The organism is Micromonospora sp. CA-240977, from assembly GCF_050942285.1.
Classification (GTDB): Bacteria; Actinomycetota; Actinomycetes; order Mycobacteriales; family Micromonosporaceae; genus Micromonospora.
On record NZ_CP192055.1, the window covers coordinates 5,591,200 to 5,614,893 of the forward strand.

Below are 23,694 nucleotides of genomic sequence, written 5' to 3' on the forward strand. Positions count from 1 at the left end.
TTCCGGCCGTACAGCCGCCCCGGTGGTTCGTCGGCACCCACCGATGATGTCCCGCCATCGCTGCTCAGCGCGGATAGACAGTGAACTTGGGCGCGGAACCACCGGTGGACGGCGGCACCCGATAGTGACGCAGGGTGAACTGCATCATGTCGCGAAACGCCGGATTCGCGATCGCCGCGCCCCCGCCGCCGGGGGCGTACACGAAGACCGCGATCACGTACCGGGGGTTCTCGGCGGGGGCCATGCCGATGAAGGAGGACACCTCGCCGGGCTGCTTCTTGCCGTCCACCAGCCGCCAGCCGGTGCCGGTCTTGCCGGCGACCCGGTAGCCGGGGACCGCGGCGGTGGTCCCGGTGGCGTGCTCGACAGTGGTGACCGCCTCCAGCATGGTGCGCAGGGCTGCCGCGTTCTGCGGGCTGAGCACCGAGCGGGTCACCGGAGCCGGCGCGGGGGTGCGCTTACCGTCCGGACCGATGACCTCCTTGATGAGGTGCGGCTGCACGTAGGTGCCGTTGTTGGCGATCGCGGCGTACGCGGCGGCCATCTGCAGCGGCGTGGCGTCGACGCTGTGCCCGATCGGCACCGACCCGTACGACGATTCGCTCCACTCCTCGGGCGGCAGCAGCCGCCCGCCGGCCTCCCCCGGCATTCCCTCGCCGGTGGGTCGGCCCAGCCCGAACCGCTTCTGGTAGTCGATCAACCGGTCCCGGCCGAGCTTGTCGGCGACAGTGATGGCGCCGACGTTCGACGAGTAGGCGAGCATCCCGGGGATGCTCATCCGCTTGCCGCCGGCCGGGTGCGTGTCGGAGAACCAGGTGTCGCCCATCTTGATGCTGTTGGCGATGGGCAGCGTGGTGTCCGGCGTGATCACCCCCTCCTGGAGGGCCGCGCCGTAGGTGATCGCCTTGTGCACCGAACCGGGATCGACGATGAAGCTGGTCGCCGCGTCCTCCCGGGCGACCGGGTCGCTGGGCGTCGGCTTCGCCGCGTTGTAGGTGGGATTGCTGGCCTGGGCCAGCACCGCGCCGGAGGGAATCTCCATGATCACGGCCGCGGCGGTGCCGCCCCGCACCTGGGCCATCCCGGCGCTGAGGATCTGCTGCGTCCGGAACTGCAGATCGCGGTCGAGGGTGAGGCCCAGCGAGCTGCCCGGCTTGGCGGGCGTGGTCCGGCTGTAGCCACCCGGAATCGCCGCGTCGAGATCACGGCGGCCGGCCTCGTACGTCCGCTTGCCGTCCTGACCCGCGAGCACGTCGTTGTAGCGGGCCTCCAGCCCTTCCAGCCCGACCATGTCCTGGCTGGTGAAGCCGATCAGGTTGGCGGCCAGGTCGCCCCCGGGCACCTCGCGCCGCTCGTCGCGGTGCACCCCGATCCCCGGCAGCGCCAGCGCCTGCACCTGCTTGGCGGTCGGGATCTCCACCCCCCGGGCCAGGTACACGAACCGGGAGTCGTTGCCGTTCTCCAGCTTGCGGGGCTTGAGCAGCTCGGTGAGCTTCGACGCCGGGATGGCGAGCAGCGGCGAGAGCGCCTTGGCGGTGCCGGCCTGGTCCTCGACCTCGGTGGGGTCGGCGAACACGTACCGGGCCTCGACGCTGCGGGCCAGCGGGGCGCCGGTGCTGTCGTAGATCGCGCCCCGCGGCGCCGGCAGTTCGACGGTGCGGGTGCGGTCGGCGACGCCGCCGCCGGCGTACGCCGGGGCGTCGACCGCCTGGAGGACGATCAGCCGGATCCCGATGGCCACGAACAACGTCAGGGCGAGGACGGTGCCCAGCCGCAACCGCAGCCGCGAGTCGGCGAGCTTCGGCGGGCGCGGCGGCTTGCGGGACGGCCGCCGGGCCGCCGGACGGTCGGCGCGGCGGGGCGCGCGCGGTGTGGTCCGTCGGCGCGGCGACGGCTCGTCGACGCCCGGCCCACGGGGGGTACGCGGAGCGACGGTGCGCACCACGCCACCCCGTCCGGCGGCCGGGGCGTCGCGCCGGCCGGCCCGGGCGGCGGCCCGGCCACCGTCGAGCACCTGCAACGCGGGCCGGAACGGATCGCCGGAGCGGGTGCTGCGCGGGGTACGCCGTTGCTCGGCGCCCACAGCGCGCGGCGGCGTGCCGCGCTCGTCGCGGACGGTCCGACCCCGTGGCGTGTACGCGCGGGCACCGGAGATGCCCCCGATGCCGGGCTCGCCGGTGCGCGGCTCGGAGTCGGTGGGGCTGGCATCACGCGAAGAACCGCGCCGGGACCCCGTGGGGTCCCGGCGCGGCTCGTCCGACCTTCGTGGCACCGGTCAGCCTCCCGCACCCTGGCTGGTCACCGACGGCTTACCGGTGGCCGGCTGCGGCACGCCGATGGTCTTGCCGTCCGGCAGCCGGATGTAGCCCGGCTCGCCGGCGTCCACCAGGCCCAGCCGCCGCGCCTCGGCGGTCAGGTTGCCCGGCGCCTCGTACTCGGCGATCTGCTTGTCCAACTGCTGCTTCTCCAGGTCCAGTCGAGCCTGCTGCTGCTGCAACCGCTCCAACCGGAACGCGTTCTCATTGATCTTGGTGTTGACCGCCAGGATGCCCAACACCCCACCGACCACCAGCACCACGATCAGCGCCGCGAACGGCGCACGCGGCACCGAGATCGGCGGCGGCGGCGCCACCCGCAGCCGCGGCGGCCGGGCGCTGGTGGCGCTGCCGGCCTTCTCGACAGGTCGCAGCGCGGCGGTGCCCTGGGTCGGGAACTCGCGCGCCCCCCGGGCGCGAGTCTCCCCCTGCTTGTTCACTCGATCGATGCGTGGCGTACCGTTTCCGAGGCGCGGAGCCCGCTCCGCCGCGGTCCGGCCCCCCGACCGCGGTGCGCGCTGCCCGCCGCCGGTGACGTCCCGGCGGCCGCGCTTGTCAATGTTCATGTCCCTCCCCCTCAACGTCCGTCCCTCTGCCGTCCCGGCGTCCCTGATCCCCCACGGATCAGGCGGACCCCGTGCCCGGTTGGTGCATTCCCTTCACCCGTCGGCGAGACCGTTCGCGGTCGGTCCGCCCCTGCTGTGTCGCGTTCGGGTCGAGTCGCTCCGCGGCCCGCAGCCGCACCGAGGCGGCGCGCGGGTTCGCGGCGACCTCCGCCTCCCCGGGAAGCTCGGCGCCCCGGCTGAGCAGCCGGAACGTCGGACCCGACCCGGGAAGCTCGACCGGGAGGTCGACCGGGCCCTTACTGCGGACCCGGTCCGCGAGCGCCACCTTGGTGAGCCTGTCCTCCAGCGAGTGGTAGGACAGGACCACCATGCGACCGCCCACGGTCAGTGCGTCGAGCGCGGATGGCAGCGCTGACTCCAGCGCCGCCAGCTCCTTGTTTACCTCGATCCGTAAAGCCTGAAACGTTCTCTTTGCCGGGTGCCCACCCGTTCGTCGGGCTGCTGCCGGAATGGACTCCCGGACCAGCTCCGCCAACCGCGCCGACGAGGTGATCCGGCCGCGCTCCCGCTCCCGCAGGATCGCCGAGGCGATCCGGCCGGCGAACTTCTCCTCGCCGTAGACCCGCAGCACCCGGGCCAGGTCCGGATGGGCGTAGGTGTTGACCACCTCCTCGGCGGTCACCCCCCGGGTCTGGTCCATCCGCATGTCCAGCGGCGCGTCCTGGGCGTACGCGAACCCGCGGTCGGGCGCGTCCAACTGCAACGACGACACGCCCAGGTCGAACAGGACGCTGTCGATGCCCGGATAGCCCAGCCGCTCCAACACCTCGGGCAGCTCGTCGTAGACGGCGTGCTCCAGGTGCACCCGATCGGCGAACCGGGCCAGCCGGACCCGCGCGTGAGCGAGTGCCTCGGTGTCCCGGTCCAGCCCGATCAGGACCGTCTCCGGGTGCGCCTCCAACACCGCCTCGGCGTGCCCGGCCAGGCCGAGCGTCGCGTCGACGTGGACCGTCCGGCCGCCTCGACCCAGCGCGGGGGCCAGCAGCTCGAGACACCGCTCGAGCAGCACCGGCACGTGCGTGCCGCGCAACTCCCCCATGTTGACCCCCACTGGTTGAAACGTCCGTTCTCCTCGTGCGCCTGTCGTCGGACGGCGCTGCCGTCGTACCGCCAGATCCCCATCCGCTCCCGCCGGACACCGGACCGTCGCCCGATGACTGGATCGTGCGCCTGGCACCGGGGAAGGGGTGCCAGGAACTCGAAAGCGGCTGGAGATCTCGCAGTACGTCGGGCGCCGTTCCGCCCTACAGACCGCCGGGCAGCACCCCCTCCGAGATGTCGGCGAAGTCGTCCTCGCTGTCGGCGAGGTACGTCTCCCAGGCGGCCTTGTCCCAGATCTCCACCCGCGTGCTCGCGCCGATCACGACCAGGTCGCGGTCCAGCGCGGCGTACGCCCGCAGGTGGGCCGGGATGGTTACCCGACCCTGCTTGTCCGGAACCTCGTCGTGCGCGCTGGCGAAGAACACCCGGCTGTAGGCCCGGGCCGCCTTGTGCGTCATCGGCTGCGCGCGCAACTGGTCCGCGATCCGCTGGAACTCAGGGGTCGGGAAGACGTAGAGGCAGCGCTCCTGCCCTTTGGTGACCACGACACCCCCCGCCAGCTCATCCCGAAACTTGGCCGGAAGGATCAACCGGCCCTTTTCGTCAAGGCGTGGAGTGTGGGTGCCGAGAAACACCGGCCCAACCCCCTCGCCCCTGAGCGGCGTTCGCGGCGCCGCTGACCCCCCGGGCCGGTGAGCCCTCCCGGCCTCACCATTGGTCCCCACTCTACTCCACTTCCCTCCACCTGCAACCAGATTGGCCCGCGTGGCGTGTCCGATCCGGCGGCAAAACAGCACGTCACAAGGGGTGGAGCGGAGTGGAGGGCCGCGGCGGCCCCCCGGCGTGGTCCGCTTTCCGACATAGATCGACTCCGTCCGGTGGAGGCCCTCCCGACCGCACGCGCCGCCGCCACGGCCGAACGGTTCACCGTCGGCGGCGATCTGGTGGGACGGGCGGTCCGGTAACCTCGCTCGCGTGACGGACGCGAAAATGCCCCTACGGGCCAAGGTGGCCAGCTCCGTGTCACGGACCGCCGCGGCGCTCTCCCGGGCGGCCGGCCGTGGCGACGGTTCGGTGATCGGCGGGTGGATCGGCCTGAAGATCGACCCGGACCTGCTGGCCCACCTGTCGGCCGGGCGCGCGATCGCGCTCGTCTCCGGCACCAACGGCAAGACCACCACCACCCGGTTGACCTCCGCAGCGGTCGGCGTGCTCGGCCGGGTCGCCACCAACTCGTTCGGCGCCAACATGCCCAGCGGGCACACCTCGGCACTGGCCAAGGCCGGCAGCACCCCGTACGCGGTGCTGGAGGTGGACGAGCACTACCTCGCCCAGGTGCTGGAGGCGACCGAGCCGCACGTGGTCGCGCTCCTCAACCTCTCCCGCGACCAGCTCGACCGCGCCAAGGAGGTCGCCATGATGGCGCAGCTCTGGCGTGCGGCGCTGGTCCGGCACACGAACGTCCGGGTGGTGGCCAACGCCGACGACCCGCTGGTGGTCTGGGCGGCCACCCCGCCGGGCGACCCCGCCCAGGGCATCAACCCGCCACACGTCACCTGGTTCAGTGCCGGCCAGCGCTGGCACGACGACTCCTGGGTCTGCCCGGAGTGCGGCTCCACCATCCAGCGTTCGGGAGAGCAGTGGTGGTGCACCGGCTGCCCGCTGCGCCGACCGGAGCCGCACTGGATCGTCGAGGACGAGGGGGTGCTCGACCCCACCGGCGCCTGGCACAAGGTCTCCCTCCAACTGCCCGGCAAGGTCAACCTCGGCAACGCGGCGACCGCGCTGGCCGTGGCCGCCGAGTTCGGCGTCCGCCCGGTCGATGCGGTGTCCCGCCTCGGCATCGTCACCTCGGTGGCCGGCCGCTACGCGCAGGTCGACAAGGACGGGCGCAACATCCGGCTGCTGCTGGCCAAGAACCCGGCCAGTTGGCTGGAAGCGTTCGACATGGCCGACGACGCGCCGACCCTGCTCTCCATCAACGCGCGCGACCCCGACGGCCTGGACACCTCCTGGCTCTACGACGTCGACTTCGCCCCGCTCCGCGGCCGGCAGGTGTTGATCACCGGCGATCGGGCCTACGACCTGGCCGTCCGCCTGGACGTCAACGACGTACCGTTCCAGCACGTCCGCACGTTCGACGACGCGCTACGGTCGGTCCCGCCCGGACGGCTCGAGGTCATCGCGAACTACACCGCGTTCCAGGACATCCGAGCGGAGTTGGACCGTGTCATCTGAGAGCCTGCGCATCGTCTGGATCTACCCCGACCTGCTCTCCACCTACGGCGACCGGGGCAACGCCCTGATCCTCGCCCGCCGGGCCCGCCAACGCGGCATGCCCGTCGAGGTGCTGGAGGTCCGCTCCGACGAGCGGCTGCCCGCGACCGCCGACATCTACCTGGTCGGCGGCGGCGAGGACGGCCCGCAGGCGCTCGGCGCCCAGCGGCTCCTCGCCGACGGCGGCCTGCACCGCGCCGTCGCGCAGGGCTCGGTGGTGTTCGGCGTCTGCGCCGGCTACCAACTGCTCGGCACCTCGTTCTTCGCCAAGGGCGTGCAGTGTCGCGGGCTGGAGCTGCTCGACCTGCAGTCCGACCGAGGCGAGAGCCGGGCCGTGGGCGAGCTGGCCGGTGAGATCGACCCCCGGCTGGGCCTGCCCCCGCTCACCGGCTTCGAGAACCACGGCGGCCGCACCCACCTCGGTCCGGAGGTCTCCCCGCTGGCCCGAGTCACCGCCGGAGTGGGCAACAACGGCGCCACCGAGGGCGCGTGGCGCGGCAAGCTGCTGGGCACCTACTCGCACGGGCCGGCGCTGGCCCGCAACCCCGCCCTGGCCGACCTGCTGCTGCGCTGGGCCACCGGGGCACACCAGCTTCCGCCGTTGGACGACACCTGGTCGGACCGGCTCCGCAACGAGCGCCGCTCCGCAGTGGCCGCCGCCCGGGCATGATCCGTGCCGTCCGGCGGCTGCTCCGGCAGCCGTCGGCCGCCCGGTTCGCCCTGCTCGTGCTGCTCATCGGCGGCTGCGGGCTGCTGCTGCTCCTGGTGCCCCGACCCGATCCGGAGCAACTGCCGCTGCTGGCCGACCGGCTGGGCGCCCTCGCCCCGGTGGCGGCCATCCTCGGCGGCGCGCTGCTGCTTGTGGCGCTGGTCCCCCGGACCTTCATCACGCTCGTCGCGGGCGCGATCTTCGGCCCCCTGGAGGGCGCCGCGTACGCGCTCGGCGCCGCGCTGGTGGCCGCGGCGATCGGGTTCACCGTCGGCCGGCTGCTCGGCCGGGAGTTCGTCGCCGAACGGGTCCGTGGCCGCCTGGCCCGCCTCGACGGCTGGTTCGCCCGGCAGAGCGTGGTCGGTGTGGTCACCGTCCGGCTGCTACCGATCGCCGGCTTCGGGCTGGTCAGCTACGGCTACGGCACGACCGCCGCCCGGGTGCTGCCGTTCCTGGCCGGGAGCGTGATCGCGGCCGCGCCGACCGCCTTCGGCTACGCGGCGATCGGCGCGTCGGTCAGCTCACCCGGCCACATCAACTGGTACGCCGCAGCCCCGGCCAGCCTCGGCCTGATCGCCAGCCTGGTACTGGTCCACCGCTGGTGGCGCACCGAACGCCGCCGCCGTCGCATGCCGGCCTGACCGGGCCCGCGCCGAACGCCGCCGCCGTCGCATGCCGGCCTGACCGGGCCCGCGCCGAACGCCGGCCCCGCCGGGGCGGTGCGGACCACCCTCACCGCGTCACCGCCCCGGCGTGCCGCGCGCGGGCCGGAGGCCAATACCCCGGAGAGCGTTATGACTCAGCGGAATATTCATACCGCTGAGTCATAACGCTCAATCCGGTGTCCGCCGCCAGGTCGTCAGGCGACCACGGAGACCATTCGGCCCTTGACCACGATGACCTTGCGGGGTTCCTTGCCGGCCAGCGTCGCCGCCACCGCGTCCAGGGCCGCCGCGCGGACGGTCTCCTCGGCGGCGTCGGCGGGCACCTCGATGCGGCCACGAACCTTGCCGTTGACCTGCACCGGATAGGTCACCGTGTCGGCCACCAGCAGCGCCGGGTCGGCGGTCGGGAAGTCCGCGTACGTCAGCGAGGTGTCGTGGCCCAGCTTGCGCCACAGCTCCTCGGCCAGGTGCGGGGCGAACGGCGCCACCATCAACACCAGCGGCTCGGCCACCTCACGGGGCGTTGCCGACAGTTGGGTCAGCCCGTTGGTCAGCTCGATCAGCTTGGCGATCGCGGTGTTGAACCGGATGCCGTCCATGTCGCCCCGGACGCCGTCGATCACCTTGTGCAGCAGCCGACGGGTCGCCTCGTCGGCCGGGTCCTCGGTGATCCGCAGCGCGCCGGTCTGCTCGTCGACGACGGCCCGCCAGACCCGCTGCAGGAACCGGTACGAGCCGACCACCGCCCGGGTCTCCCAGGGGCGGGACACCTCCAGCGGGCCCATCGACATCTCGTACACCCGGAAGGTGTCCGCACCGTAGGCGGCGCACATGTCGTCGGGCGTCACCACGTTCTTCAGCGACTTGCCCATCTTGCCGTACTCGCGGGTGACCGCCAGGTCGCCCAGGTAGTAGGCGCCGTCGCGCTCGAAGACCTCCTCGGCCTGCACGTAGCTGCCGCGCGAGTCGGTGTACGCGTACGCCTGGATCATGCCCTGGTTGAACAGCTTGCGGAACGGCTCGAAGGACGACACGTGCCCCAGGTCGAACAGCACCTTGTGCCAGAACCGCGCGTACAGCAGGTGCAGCACTGCGTGCTCGGCGCCGCCGACGTACAGGTCGGTGCCGCCGCAGTCGCCCTCGCGCTGCGGACCCATCCAGTAGCGCTCGTTCTCCGCGTCGACGAACCGCCCGCTGTTCGTCGGGTCCAGGTAGCGCAGCTCGTACCAGCACGAGCCGGCCCACTGCGGCATCACGTTGGTCTCCCGGGTGTAGCGCTTCGGCCCGTCACCCAGGTCCAACTCGACCTCGACCCAGTCCCGCCGCCGCGACAGCGGGGTCTCCGGGTTGGACGCGGCGTCGTCCGGGTCGAACGTCTTCGGGGAGAAGTCGTCCACCTCGGGCAGCTCGACCGGCAGCATCTCCTCCGGCAGGGCGATGGCCGCGCCGGTCTCGTCGTAGACGATCGGGAACGGCTCACCCCAGTACCGCTGCCGGGAGAACAGCCAGTCCCGCAGCCGGTAGGTCACCGCGCCGGTGCCGTGCCCGTTCGCCTCCAGCCAGGAGATGATCGCCGCCTTGGCGTCGGCGACCCCCAGGCCGTTCAGGTCCAGGCCGCGGTCAGGCGCGGCGCTGTTGATGGCCGGGCCGTCCCCGGTGTACGCCTTGCCGTCGAAGCCCTCCGCCGGCTGCACGGTACGCACGATGGGCAGCTCGAAGACCTCCGCGAACTCCCAGTCCCGCTCGTCCTGCGCCGGCACCGCCATGATCGCGCCGGTGCCGTAGCCGGCCAGCACGTAGTCGGCGATGAAGATCGGGATCTGCCCGCCGGTGACCGGGTTGGTGGCGTACGCGCCGATGAAGACGCCAGTCTTCTCCTTGGTGTCGGACTGCCGCTCGACGTCGGTCTTGGCCGCCGCCGCCTTGCGGTACGCCTCGACGGCAGCGCGCGGGTTGGCGTGCCCGCCGGTCCAGACGTCCCTCGTCCCGTCCGGCCAGGCGGTCGGCACCAGCGTGTCGACCAGCTCGTGCTCGGGCGCCAGCACCATGTAGGTGGCGCCGAAGACGGTGTCCGGCCGGGTCGTGAACACCCGGATCGACTCGCCAGCGGTGGCGAAGTCGATGTGCGCCCCGGTGGAGCGGCCGATCCAGTTGCGCTGCATCAGCTTGATCGGCTCGGGCCAGTCCAGGCTGTCCAGGTCGTCCAGCAGCCGGTCACCGTACGCGGTGATCCGCATCTTCCACTGCTTCAGGTTGCGCTTGAAGACCGGGAAGTTGCCCCGGTCGGAGCGGCCGTCGGCGGTGACCTCCTCGTTGGCCAGCACGGTGCCCAGCCCGGGGCACCAGTTGACCGGGGCCTGCGAGACGTACGCCAGCCGGTGGTCGTCGACGACCTGGCGGCGCTCGGCGACGCTCAGCTCGGCCCAGGCCCGGCCGTCCGGGGTGGACCGGTTACCGCCCTCGAACTCGGCGATCAGCTCGGCGATCGGGCGGGCCCGGCCGGCGTCGCTGTCGTACCAGGAGTTGAAGATCTGCAGGAAGATCCACTGGGTCCAGCGGTAGAAGTCGGTGTCGATGGTGGCCACCGAGCGGCGCTCGTCGTGCGCCAGCCCCAGCCGGCGCAGCTGCGCCTTGTACCGCTCGATGTTCGCCACCGTGGTGGTCCGGGGGTGGGTGCCGGTCTGCACCGCGTACTGCTCGGCGGGCAGGCCGAACGCGTCGAAGCCCATCGCGTGCAGCACGTTGCGACCGGCCATCCGCTGGTAGCGGGCGTAGCAGTCGGTGCCGATGTAGCCCAGCGGGTGGCCGACGTGCAGGCCGGCGCCCGAGGGGTACGGGAACATGTCCAGCACGTACAGCTTGTCCGCGCCGGCGCGGGGGTGGGTCGGGTCGGCCAGCGGGCCGGTCGGGTTCGGTGCGTGGAAGGTGCCCTCGCGCGCCCAGGTGTCCTGCCAACGGATCTCGATCTCGTCGGCCAGGGCCGCGGTGTACCGGAACGGGGGAATGTCGCCCGCCGGTGCGGCTGCCTCACTCATCGTCTCTCCTCGCTTCGCTTCGCTTCGTCTCGGCGTCGCCGGGCCGGGCCGGCGGCGGGCACAAAAATGCCCCTCGCACAGGAGGGGCCGCCGTGCTGTCGCGCGTTCAGCGCATCAGCACGGCCCGGTAAGAAGCAGGAAGACTCCGGCCATGTCCGGGAGTGTACCCCGCCGCCGGTCCGGCCCGCCGGCCGCAGGGGCACGAAGGGCCGGGTCCCCCGAGGCGGCGAATATCGGGGCGTAACCGACGGACTACCTGCGGGGGTCGGCGATAACGACAAACATGGTTAGCCTGAGAGGCTAGTGAGAATCCTGCGGCAAACGAGGCTCGACGTCGCGAACCCAACGGCGGGTCCAGGTGCTCTCTAGAGAGCTGCAGTGACGGCGACGAGGAGGAGGCCCGTGACACAACAGACCTGGGACGAGGTTGGCGGCCTACTGCCGCACGACGAGTTCCGCGCCGCCAGCGAGGCCATCGTGGCCAACATCGAGCAGGTCATCGAGGGTAAGACCGCCACCGTGCGGCTCGCCCTGGCCGTGTTGCTCGCCGAGGGTCACCTCCTCATCGAAGACGTTCCCGGTGTCGGCAAGACCAAGCTGGCCAAGGCCCTCGCGCGGTCCATCGACTGCACGGTACGACGGATCCAGTTCACCCCCGACCTGCTGCCCAGCGACGTCACCGGGGTCAGCGTCTACAACCAGGAGACGCACGACTTCGAGTTCCGCCCGGGTGCCGTCTTCGCCAACCTGGTGGTCGGCGACGAGATCAACCGGGCCTCGCCGAAAACCCAGTCGGCGCTGCTGGAGTGCATGGAGGAGCGGCAGGTCACCGTCGACGGGGTGACGTACCAGCTCCAGACCCCGTTCATGGTCATCGCCACGCAGAACCCGATCGAGATGGAGGGGACCTATCCGCTGCCCGAGGCGCAGCGCGACCGGTTCACCGCCCGCATCGCGATGGGTTACCCGGACTCCAACGCCGAGCTGGCCATGCTCGACGGCCACGGCGCCACCGACCCGCTGAACGAGCTGCGCGCGGTCTCCGACGCGGCCATCGTCCGGCAGCTGATCGCCACCGTCCGGCAGGTGCACGTCGCGGACGCGGTCAAGCAGTACGCGATCGACCTGGTGACCGCCACCCGTGAGGCCCCCGACCTGCGGCTCGGCGCCTCTCCCCGAGCCACCCTGCAACTGCTGCGCACCGCGCGGGCGGTCGCCGCCCTGGAGGGCCGCGACTACGTCCTCCCCGACGACCTGCAGGCCCTGGCGGTGCCGGTGCTCGCCCACCGGATCATCCCGACCGCCGACGCGCAGCTCGCCCGGCGCACCACCGACGCGATCGTCTCCGAGCTGGTGCACCGCCTGCCGCTGCCGCACGACCGGCAGCGCAACCCGTACGACACCCGGCCCGCTTCCGGCAACGGCCGCGCGCCCTACGAGCCCCGGAGGCCATGACGTGCGTGCCGGGCTGCGCGGGCTGACCACCCGCGGGCGCTCCTTCCTCGCCGCCGCCGTCGCGGCGGCGCTCTCGTCCGGCATCCTCGGCGAGAGGGACCTGCTCCGGGTGGCGGTGCTGCTGGCCATCCTGCCGTTGCTGGCCGCTGCCTACGTCGGGCGCAGCCGGTACAAGCTGGCCTGCAACCGGTCACTGGACCCGCACCGGGTCCCGGTCGGCGCCAACTCCCGGGTGGTGCTGCGTCTGCAGAACCTCTCCCGGCTGCCGACCGGCACCCTCCTGCTGGAGGACCGGTTGCCCTACGCGCTGGGCAGCCGGCCCCGGGTGGTCCTGGAGCGGCTCGGCGCGCACCAGGCCAGTTCCGTGGCGTACACAGTGCGGGCCGACGTGCGGGGCCGCTACGACGTGGGTCCGCTTGTGGTCCGGATAACGGATCCGTTCGGCCTCTGCGAGCTCACCCGGTCCTTCCCCAGCACCGACCACCTGACGGTCATCCCGCAGGTCGCCCCCCTGCCGTCGGTCCGGCTCCCCGGGGAGTACGCGGGCAGCGGCGACAGCCGGGCCCGGTCCGTGGCGGTGCACGGCGAGGACGACGCGGCGACCCGGGAGTACCGGCGCGGCGACGACCTGCGCCGGGTGCACTGGAAGTCCACAGCGCGCACCGGTGAGCTGATGGTGCGCCGTGAGGAACAGCCGTGGGAGAGCCGCGCCACCGTCGTTCTGGACACTCGCGCCTACGGCCACCGCGGCGAGGGGCCGACGGCCAGTTTCGAGTGGGCCGTCTCCGCCGCCGCGAGCGTCGCCGTGCACCTTCGGCAGGCCGGCTACAAGCTGCGCCTGGTCACCGGCTCGGGCGTGGACGTGGACGCGTCGGAGGCCGGCGGTGACGGGGCGCTGCTCGACCACCTCGCGGAGGTGCGCCTGGATCAGCGCGCCGAGGTGACAGGTCTCGTGCAGCGGGTCCGCCAGCGCGCGGACGGCGGGTTGATCATCGGGCTGTTCGGCACGGTGAGCGTGGCCGAGGCCGAGCTGCTGGCCGGGCTGCGGGGCAACGGGGCCACCTGCATCGGCTTCCTGCTGAACAGCTCCACCTGGCTCAGTCTGCCGGAGAAGGCCCGGGCCGAGGCGGAGCACGCGCACGGCGCCGCCGTCCTCGCCATGTTGCAGAGTGGCTGGCGCGTCGTCGGCGTCGACCACGGCGCCCGACTGCCGACACTGTGGCCGCAGGCCGGCCGGGGCTCCCAGGGCTTCGCCCTCCGCGCCGCGCTGGCGGAGACGGTCGCCGGCGGCGTGCGATGAACGGAAGGGTCCCCTCATGATCGCCAGTCGGAACATCGGCCTGGTGGCGGCCACGGCCACGCTGCTGGCCGCCGCGCCGCTGTCGGCCATCTTCCAGAGCTGGACGTGGCTTGTCGAGTCGATCATCGCGGTCGCCGTGGTGGCCGGGGCGGCCGCGCTGACCAGACTCGTCCGGGCGCCACTGTGGGGTCAGGTGCTGGGCATGCTGGCCGGTCTGGTCCTCGCCCTGACCTGGTTGTTCCCCAGCAACCAGGAGTTGCTCGCCGTGCTGCCCACGCCGGGCACGTTCGCGCACTTCGCCGACCTGCTCAGCGGGTCCATGCAGGACATGCGCTCGTACGGAGTCGAAGTCCCGGACACCGACCCGCTGCTGTTCATCGCCGTGCTCGGCGTCGGCGCGGTCGCCGTACTCGTGGATTTCCTGGCGGTGGGGCTGCGCCGGCCCGCGCTGGCGGGGCTGCCGATGCTCGCCATCTACTCGGTGCCGGTCGCCGTCTATGTGGACAGCGTCCCCGCGACGCCGTTCGTGGTGGGCGCCGCCGGCTACCTCTGGCTGCTGGTCACCGACAACGTCGACCGGGTACGCAGGTTCGGGCGCCGGTTCACCGGCGACGGCCGCGACGTCGACGTGTGGGAGTCCTCGCCGCTGGCGTCGGCCGGTCGTCGACTCGCGGTGGTCGGGGTGGTGCTGGCGGTGGCGCTGCCGTTGGCGGTGCCCGGCATGAGCGGTGGGCTCCTCGACTCCCTCAGCCGCGGTCCGGGCAACGGCACCGGCAACGGATCCGGTCCGGGCGGCACGTCGGGTCGGATCGACCTGTTCGCCTCGCTCGCCGGTCAGCTCAACCAGTCCCAGGTGGCCGACCTGGTCAAGGTCACCACGTCCGAGCCCAACCCGTTCTACCTGCGCTACGCGGTCGCCGACGAGCTGCGCCCGAACGGTTTCCAGGCGCGCAACCCGAGCGGCCGGCCGGCCAACCGGGACCTGCCCGACCCGGCCGAGCGGGCCCGCCCCGGCGTGCAGCAGACCACCTACCGGGCCACCGTCGAGGTCACCAAGAGCCTGAGCATGGCGCTGATGCCGGTGTACGCCGAGCCGGTGCGCACCGACGACCTCAGCGGCAACTGGCTCTACGACCCCAACCAGCAGGTCGTCTTCTCCAACCGGGAAAACTCCCGGGGCCGGAAGTACTCCTTCGACTACGTCCGCTCGACCTACACGCCGGCGACGTTGCGGGCCACCCAGCCGCTGCCTGCCGAACACCCCGTACGCCGGCAGATGACCGCCGTCCCTGGGCTGGTGCCCGAGGTCGAGGAGCTGGTCAAGGGACTGACCCAGGGCCGGCGCACCGACTATGACCGGGTGTTGGCGATCTACCAGCACTTCTCGGCGGACAACGGGTTCCGTTACCGGCTGAGCACCGAGAGCGGCAGCAGCGGGCAGGACATCGTCAACTTCCTGACCAACAAGGTCGGCTACTGCCAGCAGTACGCCGCCGCGATGGCCTGGCTGGTCCGCTCGGCGGGCATCCCGGCCCGGGTGGCGTTCGGGTTCACCAACGGCAGCAAGCGCGACGGTGACACCTTCACGCTGACCAACCTCAACCTGCACGCCTGGACCGAGGTCTTCTTCAACGGGGTCGGCTGGGTGCCGTTCGACGCCACCCCGACGTACGGGGTGCCGGGGTCCACCCGATCGGCCTGGGCACCGGACACTGACGCGCCGGAACCGACCACCCCGGGCTCCGGCGTCTCGGACACCCCGACGGGGCCCGAGGCGTCGGCCGGGCCGGCCGGGCCGGACAACGCCGACCGGGACATCGACGACGGGTTGTCCCTGGGCGGCACCACTCCGGCCGACCAGCCCCCGGTCTGGCCGTGGTGGACGGCGGGCCTGCTGGCCCTGCTGGCACTGCTCGCCATCCCCGCGCTGCGCCGGCTGGCGCTGCGCCGCCGCCGGGGTGGTCGGCCGGCGAGCGCCGCGGCGACCGTCCCAACGGCCGTCGGCGACGGTGTCGAGCCGGGAGCGCCGGTGGTGGTGGTCAGCGTGGACGCCGACCGGGCCCGCGCGGACGCACACGCCGCCTGGGCGGAACTGCTCGACACGATGGTGGACTTCCGGGTTCCGGTCGATCTGACCGAGACGCCCCGGGCGACAGCGGACCGGCTGGCCCGCGACACCCTCGGCGACGACGCCGCCGTGACCGGGTCGGCGCGGCTGCTCGGCCAGGCGGAGGAGCGGGCCCGCTACGCCCGGGACCCGCTGACCGGTGAGCGGTTGCCGCTGGCGCTACGGGCGGTCCGTGGGGCGCTCGCCGCGCGGGCCGACCGACGCACCCGCCTGGTCGCCGCCGTGTTGCCGCCGTCGGTGCTGCTGCGGTGGCGGACCAGCATGGCGGACACGTCCGGCCGGATGGTTGCACTGACCGGCCGAGCCCGGCACCGGCTGCTGCGGTGGAACCCTCGACGGCTGTTGGCGGACCGAACGGCCCGCTGACCTGCTCAGCCCCGGCACCTCCCCGCCGATCCTTTGATCAACTGATGAGAAGTAGGTCTGGCAGGCTCGCCAGACCTACTTTTCGTCACCTGATCAGGCTCGCCGGGCGGTAGTGCCGGGCGTGCGCAGTGGAAGAAGGGCGTGCGCAGTGGAAGAAGGGCGTGCGCAGTGGAAGAAGGGCGTGCGCAGTGGAAGAAGGGCGTGCGCGGTGGGAGAAGGGCGCGCGGATACGACCCAGGTCGCCGGGGCCTGTGCCCGGCGACCCGCTCGTCGCGGCGTTCGGCCCGCCTCAGCGGCGAGACCGACTCAGCGGTGCCCCTCCGGGCGCTGCCGCCACCTGTCCTCCATGCGGTCCAGGAGTGACGACTTGCGGCCCGACCGACCACCGCGGGGACGGCGACGACTTGTCGTGCCACCCACCACGTGCAGGTCGGGTGACTGCGCTCGCCGGTGCGACTGCACCGCATAGGCGGCCGAGGCCAGCATGAGGACAAATCCCGCCACCGCCAGCGGCGGAGTCTTGATCACCGCCCCGTAGACCAGTAGAGCCAAGCCAGCGATGATGACGCCGGCGGCGACGAGCAGGCGACGCCGCGCATGGAAGCGCGGATCGCTGGCGCGCACGGCCGAGGCGAATTTGGGGTCCTCGGCAAGCGACCGCTCGATCTGCTCGAACAGCCGCTGCTCGTGCTCCGAGAGCGGCACGGCACTCCTCCCCGGTCACGTTGGTCGGGCCCACTCGGGCCGACAGACCGTGGCAGCCATCCGGCTGCTTACCCGCAAGTCTACGAGGGGGGTCGCGCGTCGGAAAGCGGGACGACCTATGGGTGGGACGGATTTTCCTTTCGGTGAGCGTCACGGTCGCCCATCAGACTGGCCGGACCTATGACGGACCGCCCGAATCGGGCAGCGGCGGCGTCGGCGGCAGCTTCCGCCTCGCGCCAACCACGCTCGGGCGCGCCGAGGGTGAGCTGCCGCGGCGCGCCCTGCGCCGGGGCGAGCCCCTCCACCCGGACACCGACGAGTCGGATCCGCTCGCCCGGGTCCAGTGCGGTGTAGAGCGCCCAGACCGTGTCGAACATCTCGCGGGCGGTGTCGGTGGACACGTCGAGAGTGCGGGAACGGCTGACGGTCCGGAAGTCGGCCAGCCGCACCTTGAGCGCGACGGTGCGCCCGACCTGCCCGGAACCGCGCAACCGGACGCCGACCTTGGCGCTGAGCGCGAGCAACGCGCGGCGGATCTCCAGCGGGTCGGCCACGTCGACGTCGAAGGTCACCTCAGCGCCGATCGACTTGTCGACGTGCTCGGGGCTGACCCGGCGCGGGTCCCGTCCCCAGGCCAGCTCCTGAAGGTGGGCCGCCGAGGCCGCGCCGACCGCCTTGCGGAGCATGCCCAGCGGGGCCTCGGCGAGGTCGCCGACGGTGGCCAGGCCGAGCCTGCGCAGCGACTCGGCGGCCCGCTCCCCCACCCCCCAGAGCGCGTCCACCGGCAGCGGGTGCAGGAAGTCGAGGACCTGCCCCGAGGGCACCACCAGCAGGCCGTCCGGCTTGGCCCGGGTGGAACCGAGCTTGGCCACGAACTTGCTCGGCGCCACCCCCACCGAACAGGTCAGCGCCTGCTCCTCGGCGACCCGTCGGCGGATCAGCCGGGCGATGGCGGCCGGGGAGCCGAAGAGTCGGCGGGCGCCGCTCACGTCGAGGAACGCCTCGTCGAGGGAGAGCGGCTCGACCAGCGGGGTGACGTCCCGGAAGATCTGCATCACCGCCCGGGAGGCGGCCGTGTAGGCGGTGAACTCCGGTGGCAGGTAGACCGCGTGCGGGCAGCGCGCCCGAGCCTGGCTGGTCGGCATCGCGCTGCGGACGCCGTACCGGCGGGCCTCGTAGCTGGCCGAGCTGACCACCCCGCGCGGCCCCACCCCGCCGACGATGACCGGCCGGCCGCGCAGCTCCGGTCGGCGGCGCACCTCGACGGCGGCGAAGAAGGCGTCCATGTCGACGTGCAGGATCGGGCTGCCCGAGTCGTCGGCATCCGGCCCGAAGCGCGGATCCCCGCCCCGGGGCAACGACTGACTGCGGCCCATCCCGGCAGGTTAACCCGGAGGTACGACACCACCAGCCGCCGGTGGGCCGGACCGTGCCCCGGTCAGCCGCGCACGACCAGCAGCGGCACTGTCAGCTCGGCGGCGGTGTCCGACCCGTGGTACGCCACCAGCTTCGACGCCATCGGCCGCTCGGTGCGGCTGGCCATTACCGCGTAGGTGTCGTTGCAGGTCACCACCACGTCGCCGATCCGGGCGAGGTGCTGCTCGGGCACCGGCCCGAACCAGCCGGTGGCCACCACCTCCTCGCGGGTGCGTACCCGCGCGGCGTCGCCGAGCACTGTCGACCAGGCGGCCACCACGTCGTCGAGCGCGCCCGGCGCGACGTGCAGGTACCGCACCCGGGCCTCACCGGCGACCACCCGGACCCCGTCGCGCAGGCGGGGGTCGGTGTCCAGGTCGAAGCGGTGCGCGGCGGGAATGTCGAGCTGGCCGTGGTCGGCGGTCACCAGCAGCGCCGCGTCCGGCGGGAGCCCGTCGACCAACCGGGCGACCAGCGCGTCCACCTCGGTGGCGGCGACCCGCCAGGGCGCCGAGTCGACCCCGCTGAGATGGCCGTGCCGGTCCAGGTCGGCGTGGTAGCCGGAGACCAGCGTCGGCCCGGGGCCGGCGGCCAGCGCGGCCAGCATGGCGGCGGCCACCGCTTCCCCGCCGGCGGCGCCCCGGAAGTCGCCGCCCCGGTTGGCGGCCAGTGTCAACCCGCTGCCACCGAACTCCGGCCGACTCACCACTGTCGTCGTCACACCGGCGGCGCGGGCGCGCTCCAACTGGGTGGTCACCGGCTGCCAGCTCAGCGGCGACGGATCCCCGGCCCAGTCGGTGTGGGTGAGCACCCGGTCCGTGCCGGGCACCCGCACGGTGAAGCCGAGCACCCCGTGCGCGCCGGGCGGCACGCCGGTGCCCAGCGACACCAGGCTGGTCGGGGTGGTGGACGGGAAACCGGCGATGAGCGGACGGCCCACCGTCGCGGCGAGCCCGGCGAGCGTCGGCGCGTACCGGGCGGCGGTCGGCACCTGGTACCAGCCGAGCCCGTCGACAAGCAGCACGGCGATCCGGCGTACCCCGGCCAGGGTGGGAGCCAACCCGAGCGGGTCGGCCGAGCCGGGCACGCCCAGCACGGCGAGCGCGCTGGGCAGCACATCGGCGAGACGGCCGCCGCCGTGGTCCGGCCCGAGGACCGCCAGCGGCGCCGGCGCGCCGTCCGGAGCGGGCATCATGCCGGTCGGCGGGCGAACAGGTGCAGCTGGGCGGCCAGATCCCGGTACGGCGGTTGGGCGGCCAGGACGCGTTCCAACTCCACAAGCGCGGCCTGCTGCCCATCGGCGACAGCGGCCGGCAGCAGGTCGGCCAGCACGCGTACCCCGTGGATCTCCTCGACGACCAGCCCGGCGGCGCCGAGCAGCGCGGCGGCGGCGGGGGCGTCGTAGCGCCGGCGCAGCGTGTCGCGCGGCCCGGCGGTGCCGGCCGGATCGGCGGCCAGGGCGGTCGCCACGTCCAGGTGCCCGTTCATCGCCCGGCCCAGCACGGCGGCGGCCCGGCCGGCCACCAGGACACTTGCCGCGCCGCCGGGGCGCAGCGCGGTGGCCAGCGCGGACACCACCGGCGTCGGGTCGTCGACCACCTCCAGCACGGCGTGGCAGAGCACCAGGTCGACGCCGGCCGGCTCGACCAGCCCAGCGAGGGCGTCGCCGTCGCCCTGCACGGCGGCGATCCGGTCGGCCACCCCGGCCTCGGCGGCCCGGCGGGTGAGCGCCGCCAGCGCGTCGGGGCTGGCGTCGACCACTGTGACGCGGTGCCCGGCGCGGGCCAGCGGGACGGCGAAACCGCCGGTGCCGCCGCCCACGTCGAGCACTGTCAGCTCGGCGTCGCCGCGCCGGTCCAGCTCGGCGCGGAGCACCGACCAGATCACGGCGGTACGGGGTGTCAGCGGCGGCCCGGCGAACCGGCCTCGGGTCTGCTCCACCCGGACGAGCCTAGTCACCCGGCCTGACCGGTGGTGCCGCGGCGGTGGTCAGGCCTCGGTGCCCTCGGCCTCGTCCTCCGCCCGGGACCGGCGCTCGTTGGCCACCGGACCGTTTGTCACCTCGTACTCGCGGGGGTCGGCGAGGTGCGACGGCACCCAGCCGTTGCCCAGTCGGGTCCGCCGGGCGTTGGCGATTCCACCGGTGTACGCGTGATTACCCGTCACTGTCGTTCTCCCTTACGGATCGCGGGCCGCTCTGCCCGCTCGGGACGAGTCTCCCGCCCGACGGTTCAGGAAACCGTAATGTGGATCACTGAATCAGCGAAAGTCACGGGAGGCGGGACTGACCGGCGGCTCGATGGCGTCCAGTCGGTCGGCGACCAGGTTGGTCACCCCCTCGTGCCGCTGCAACCGCCCCCGCACCACAAGCGCGGCGCTGGTCCGGGCCACCCGCCGGTAGCGCTGCCACAGCCCCGGCGAGCAGGTGACGTTGAGCATCCCCGTCTCGTCCTCCAGGTTGAGGAAGGTGACCCCGCCCGCGGTCGCCGGACGTTGCCGGTGGGTGACGATGCCGCCGACCCGGATCCGTTGCCCCGGCTCCACCCGGCCCAGCCGGGCGATCGGCACCGCGCCCAGCACGTCGAGCTGACCCCGGATGAACCGGGCCGGATGGCTCTCCGGGGACAGCCCGGTGGCCCACACGTCGGCGACCAGCCGGTCCACCGCCTCCATCCCGGGCAACGTGGGCGCCGCCGCGCCGGTCACCGTGCCGGGCAGCCGACCCGGCCGGTCCTGGGCCGCCGCGCCGGCAGCCCAGAGCGCCTCCCGCCGGGTCAGCCCGAAACAGGCGAAGGCGTCCGCGGTGGCCAGCGCCTCCAACTGCGCCGCGGTGAGACCGACCCGCCGGGCCAGATCCGACATGTCCCGGTACGGCCCACCGGCGTCCCGGTCGGCCGCGATCCGTTCGGCCACGTCCGCGCCGAGGGTCCGTACGCTGGACAGGCCGAGCCGGACGGCCGGGCCGCCCAGCCCCCAGGCGTGCGGCGGCTCCCCCGGCCCGCTGCCCCACCGGGTGTCCGCTGTGGACTCCAGCACCGCCTGCGCCCCGCTGGCGTTGATGTCCGGACGACGGACCTCCACCCCGTGCCGGCGGGCGTCGTCGACAAGGGTCTGCGGGGAGTAGAAGCCCATCGGCTGGGCGTTGAGCAGCGCCGCCAGGAACGGCGCCGGGTGGTAGCGCTTGAGCCAGGAGCTGGCGTAGACCAGGTAGGCGAAGCTCATCGCGTGGCTCTCCGGGAAGCCGTAGCTGGCGAACGCGGTGAGCTTGCGGTAGACGTCGTCGGCCAGCTCGCCGGTGATGCCCCGCTCGGCCATCCCGGCGTAGAGCCGGTCGGCGATGCGGGTCATCCGCTCCACCGACCGTTTGGCCCCCATCGCCCGGCGCAACTGGTCGGCCTCGGCCGCGTCGAAGCCGGCCAGGTCGATGGCGAGCTGCATCAGCTGCTCCTGGAACAGCGGAACGCCCAGGGTCTTCTCCAGGGCGTTGCGCATCAGCGGGTGCGCGAACGTCACCGGCTCCTGGCCGTTCTTGCGCCGGATGAACGGGTGCACCGAACCGCCCTGGATCGGACCGGGCCGGATCAGCGCCACCTCGACCACCAGGTCGTAGAACTCGCGGGGCTTGAGCCGGGGCAGGGTGGCCATCTGGGCGCGGCTCTCCACCTGGAACACCCCGACCGAGTCGGCCCGGCAGAGCATGTCGTAGACCTCCGGGTCGTCCAGGGTCATGTCACCCAGGTCGAGGCTCTCGCCGATCATGTCGTAGCCGTAGTGCAGGGCGGAGAGCATGCCGAGGCCGAGCAGGTCGAACTTGACAAGGCCGACCGCGGCGCAGTCGTCCTTGTCCCACTGGAGGACGCTGCGCCCGGGCATCCGCCCCCACTCCACCGGGCAGACCTCGATCACCGGCCGGTCGCAGATCACCATGCCGCCGGAGTGGATGCCCAGGTGCCGGGGGAACGTCTGCAACTCGTTCGCGTACTCCACCACCTGCTCGGGGATGTTCTCCACATCGACAGTGGCGACCGAGCCCCACCTGTCGATCTGCTTGCTCCAGGCGTCCTGCTGCCCGGGTGAGAAGCCGAACGCCTTTGCCACGTCCCGCACCGCCGACCGGGGCCGGTAGGAGATGACGTTGGCGACCTGGGCGGCGTGTTCCCGGCCGTAGCGGGTGTAGACGTGCTGGATCACCTCCTCCCGGCGGTCGGACTCGATGTCCACGTCGATGTCCGGTGGGCCGTCCCGCTCCGGGGCGAGGAAACGCTCGAAGAGCAGCCGGTGCCGGACCGCGTCCACATTGGTGATCCGCAGCGCGTAACAGACCGCCGAGTTGGCCGCCGACCCCCGACCCTGGCAGTAGATGTCCTGGTCACGGCAGAACGCGACGATGTCGTAGACCACCAGGAAGTAGCCGGGGAAGCCCAGCTCCTCGATCATGTTGAGCTCGTGGTCGAGCTGCGCGTACGCCGCCGGGTGCGCCTGCGGCGGCCCGTAGCGCTCGTGCGCGCCGTCGGCGGTCAGCTTGCGCAGCCAGCTCATCTCGGTGTGCCCCGGCGGCACCGGGTACGCCGGCAGCTGCGGCGCGACGAGCTGGAGGTCGAAGGCCAACTCGGCGCCGAACTCGGCGGCCCGAGCCACCGCCCCCGGGTACGCGGCGAACCGGGCCGCCATCTCCGCGCCGCTGCGCAGGTGGGCGGTGGCCGCGGCGGGCAGCCAGCCGTCGATCTCGTCCAGGCTGCGGCGGGCCCGGACGGCGGCGACGGTGGTGGCCAGCCGACGCCGGCCCGGGCTGGCGTAGTGCACGTTGTTGCTGGCCACCGTCGGCAACCCGGCCGCGGCGGCCAACTCGGCGAGCGCGTCGTTGCGGTCGGCGTCGACGGGATGACCGTGGTCGGTCAGCTCCACCGCGACCGTCTCCGCGCCGAAGAGCGCGGTCAGCCGGTCCAACTCGCGGGCCGCCGCGTCCACCCCCTCGGTGAGCAGCGCCCCCGGCACGTGCCCCTTGCGGCAGCCGGTCAGGACCAGCACGTGGTCGCGCAGCTCGGCGGCGACCTCCTCCAGGTCCCCGTAGACCGGGCGGCCCTTCTCCCCGCCGCGTAGCTGGGCGCGGGCGATGGTGGTGGCCAGCCGGGCGTACCCCTCGTGACCGTGCGCGAGCACCAGCAGGTGCGCGCCGTGCGGGTCGGGTTCGCCGTTCTGCGGGCCGGGCAGTCCGAGGGACAGCTCCGCGCCGAAGATGGTCGGCAGGCCCAGCGTGCGAGCCGCCTCGGCGAACCGGACCACCCCGTAGAAGCCGTCGTGGTCGGTGACGGCGAGCGCGGTGAGCCCCAGCCGGGCCGCCTCCTCGGCCAGCTCCTCCGGGTGACTGGCACCGTCGAGGAAGCTGAAGTTGGTGTGCGCGTGCAGCTCCGCGTAGGGCACCACCCCGTCCGGGCGGGTCAGCTCCGGTGGCTGGTACTGCTCGCGCCGACGGCTCCAGGCCGGGGAGTCGCCCCCGTCGGCGTCCACGGCGAGCGGGTCCACCACGTGCAGGTGCCGCTCCTCGCGCGACCGCCCGCCGCCCGGCCGGCCGGAGCCGCCACCGGCCCGCCCGGAGAGCACCCGCTCCAGCTCCGACCAGGGCATCTTCGGGTTGTGGAAGCTCATCGGGCCTCCG

At 73.0% G+C, this 23,694-nt stretch carries 16 protein-coding genes and 1 pseudogene; 6 read left to right on the forward strand and 11 right to left on the reverse strand.

The window, feature by feature from the left end; genetic code table 11:
* Nucleotides 1–64: 64 nt before the first annotated feature.
* From ACQPWW_RS25165 to mraZ, 4 genes and pseudogenes are all read right to left on the reverse strand, one after another.
* The gene (locus tag ACQPWW_RS25165; protein WP_433125964.1) at nucleotides 65–2,272 is read right to left on the reverse strand and encodes a peptidoglycan D,D-transpeptidase FtsI family protein; all 2,208 of its coding nucleotides are present in this window, start codon (nucleotides 2,270–2,272) and stop codon (nucleotides 65–67) included.
* A gap of 3 nt (nucleotides 2,273–2,275) precedes the next feature.
* Nucleotides 2,276–2,881 (reverse strand): hypothetical protein, encoded by a 606-nt coding sequence (locus tag ACQPWW_RS25170; RefSeq protein ID WP_433125965.1) that lies wholly within the window; start codon nucleotides 2,879–2,881, stop codon nucleotides 2,276–2,278.
* Nucleotides 2,871–3,980: pseudogene (rsmH, locus tag ACQPWW_RS25175) on the reverse strand (16S rRNA (cytosine(1402)-N(4))-methyltransferase RsmH). Before rsmH ends, ACQPWW_RS25170 begins: the two are co-directional and overlap by 11 nt.
* Nucleotides 3,981–4,185: 205 nt before the next feature.
* Nucleotides 4,186–4,617: a division/cell wall cluster transcriptional repressor MraZ gene (gene mraZ / locus ACQPWW_RS25180; protein WP_357408453.1), complete on the reverse strand. Its 432-nt coding sequence runs from the start codon at nucleotides 4,615–4,617 to the stop codon at nucleotides 4,186–4,188.
* 355 nt (nucleotides 4,618–4,972) lie between these two features.
* On the opposite strand from mraZ, the gene ACQPWW_RS25185 reads away from it, so the two are divergent.
* The 3 genes from ACQPWW_RS25185 to ACQPWW_RS25195 are packed head-to-tail and all read left to right on the forward strand — an operon-like array spanning nucleotide 4,973 to nucleotide 7,609.
* The gene (locus ACQPWW_RS25185; RefSeq protein ID WP_433134550.1) at nucleotides 4,973–6,220 is read left to right on the forward strand and encodes a MurT ligase domain-containing protein; all 1,248 of its coding nucleotides are present in this window, start codon (nucleotides 4,973–4,975) and stop codon (nucleotides 6,218–6,220) included.
* Nucleotides 6,210–6,929: a type 1 glutamine amidotransferase gene (locus tag ACQPWW_RS25190; protein ID WP_433125968.1), complete on the forward strand. Its 720-nt coding sequence runs from the start codon at nucleotides 6,210–6,212 to the stop codon at nucleotides 6,927–6,929. The genes ACQPWW_RS25185 and ACQPWW_RS25190 overlap by 11 nt, the downstream gene beginning before the upstream one ends.
* Nucleotides 6,926–7,609, forward strand: coding sequence for a TVP38/TMEM64 family protein (locus ACQPWW_RS25195; protein ID WP_433125969.1), 684 nt, complete (start codon nucleotides 6,926–6,928; stop codon nucleotides 7,607–7,609). The genes ACQPWW_RS25190 and ACQPWW_RS25195 overlap by 4 nt, the downstream gene beginning before the upstream one ends.
* A gap of 218 nt (nucleotides 7,610–7,827) precedes the next feature.
* On the opposite strand, the gene leuS is transcribed toward ACQPWW_RS25195, so the two are convergent.
* Nucleotides 7,828–10,668, reverse strand: a complete 2,841-nt coding sequence (gene leuS, locus ACQPWW_RS25200) for a leucine--tRNA ligase (RefSeq protein WP_433125971.1) — start codon at nucleotides 10,666–10,668, stop codon at nucleotides 7,828–7,830.
* 402 nt (nucleotides 10,669–11,070) lie between these two features.
* On the opposite strand from leuS, the gene ACQPWW_RS25205 reads away from it, so the two are divergent.
* From ACQPWW_RS25205 to ACQPWW_RS25215, 3 genes are read left to right on the forward strand one after another with little or no spacing between them, the layout of a single operon-like run.
* On the forward strand, nucleotides 11,071–12,123 hold the full coding sequence (locus tag ACQPWW_RS25205) for an AAA family ATPase (protein WP_357251025.1): 1,053 nt from the start codon (nucleotides 11,071–11,073) through the stop codon (nucleotides 12,121–12,123).
* 1 nt (nucleotide 12,124) lies between these two features.
* Nucleotides 12,125–13,423, forward strand: a complete 1,299-nt coding sequence (locus ACQPWW_RS25210; protein ID WP_433125972.1) for a DUF58 domain-containing protein — start codon at nucleotides 12,125–12,127, stop codon at nucleotides 13,421–13,423.
* 16 nt (nucleotides 13,424–13,439) lie between these two features.
* The gene (locus ACQPWW_RS25215) at nucleotides 13,440–15,917 is read left to right on the forward strand and encodes a transglutaminase TgpA family protein (RefSeq protein WP_433125973.1); all 2,478 of its coding nucleotides are present in this window, start codon (nucleotides 13,440–13,442) and stop codon (nucleotides 15,915–15,917) included.
* 306 nt (nucleotides 15,918–16,223) lie between these two features.
* Here the strand turns inward: ACQPWW_RS25215 and ACQPWW_RS25220 are convergent, their stop codons facing one another.
* From ACQPWW_RS25220 to ACQPWW_RS25245, 6 genes are all read right to left on the reverse strand, one after another.
* Nucleotides 16,224–16,622: a DUF3040 domain-containing protein gene (locus ACQPWW_RS25220; protein WP_433125975.1), complete on the reverse strand. Its 399-nt coding sequence runs from the start codon at nucleotides 16,620–16,622 to the stop codon at nucleotides 16,224–16,226.
* Between the two features lie 116 nt (nucleotides 16,623–16,738).
* Nucleotides 16,739–17,998 (reverse strand): DNA polymerase IV, encoded by a 1,260-nt coding sequence (locus tag ACQPWW_RS25225; RefSeq protein ID WP_433125976.1) that lies wholly within the window; start codon nucleotides 17,996–17,998, stop codon nucleotides 16,739–16,741.
* A 62-nt stretch (nucleotides 17,999–18,060) separates the two neighbouring features.
* Nucleotides 18,061–19,233 carry an alkaline phosphatase family protein gene (locus ACQPWW_RS25230; RefSeq protein WP_433125978.1) on the reverse strand — a complete coding sequence of 391 codons (1,173 nt, stop codon included), beginning with the start codon at nucleotides 19,231–19,233 and terminating at the stop codon, nucleotides 18,061–18,063.
* Nucleotides 19,230–19,997 carry a methyltransferase domain-containing protein gene (locus ACQPWW_RS25235; protein ID WP_433125980.1) on the reverse strand — a complete coding sequence of 256 codons (768 nt, stop codon included), beginning with the start codon at nucleotides 19,995–19,997 and terminating at the stop codon, nucleotides 19,230–19,232. The genes ACQPWW_RS25230 and ACQPWW_RS25235 overlap by 4 nt, the downstream gene beginning before the upstream one ends.
* A gap of 30 nt (nucleotides 19,998–20,027) precedes the next feature.
* Nucleotides 20,028–20,204 carry a hypothetical protein gene (locus ACQPWW_RS25240; RefSeq protein ID WP_167493679.1) on the reverse strand — a complete coding sequence of 59 codons (177 nt, stop codon included), beginning with the start codon at nucleotides 20,202–20,204 and terminating at the stop codon, nucleotides 20,028–20,030.
* A 93-nt stretch (nucleotides 20,205–20,297) separates the two neighbouring features.
* Complete coding sequence (locus tag ACQPWW_RS25245) at nucleotides 20,298–23,684, reverse strand: error-prone DNA polymerase (RefSeq protein ID WP_433125982.1); 3,387 nt, start codon at nucleotides 23,682–23,684, stop codon at nucleotides 20,298–20,300.
* Between the last annotated feature and the right edge of the window lie 10 nt (nucleotides 23,685–23,694).

Excerpts from the sequence above, each read along its gene's own strand:
- ACQPWW_RS25170 (WP_433125965.1), bottom strand. The coding sequence starts at position 2,881 with ATGAACATTGACAAGCGCGGCCGCCGGGACGTCACCGGCGGCGGGCAG.
- ACQPWW_RS25185 (WP_433134550.1), top strand. The coding sequence starts at position 4,973 with ATGCCCCTACGGGCCAAGGTGGCCAGCTCCGTGTCACGGACCGCCGCG.
- ACQPWW_RS25195 (WP_433125969.1), top strand. The coding sequence starts at position 6,926 with ATGATCCGTGCCGTCCGGCGGCTGCTCCGGCAGCCGTCGGCCGCCCGG.
- leuS (WP_433125971.1), bottom strand. The coding sequence starts at position 10,668 with ATGAGTGAGGCAGCCGCACCGGCGGGCGACATTCCCCCGTTCCGGTAC.
- ACQPWW_RS25215 (WP_433125973.1), top strand. The coding sequence starts at position 13,440 with ATGATCGCCAGTCGGAACATCGGCCTGGTGGCGGCCACGGCCACGCTG.
- ACQPWW_RS25225 (WP_433125976.1), bottom strand. The coding sequence starts at position 17,998 with ATGGGCCGCAGTCAGTCGTTGCCCCGGGGCGGGGATCCGCGCTTCGGG.
- ACQPWW_RS25230 (WP_433125978.1), bottom strand. The coding sequence starts at position 19,233 with ATGATGCCCGCTCCGGACGGCGCGCCGGCGCCGCTGGCGGTCCTCGGG.
- ACQPWW_RS25245 (WP_433125982.1), bottom strand. The coding sequence starts at position 23,684 with ATGAGCTTCCACAACCCGAAGATGCCCTGGTCGGAGCTGGAGCGGGTG.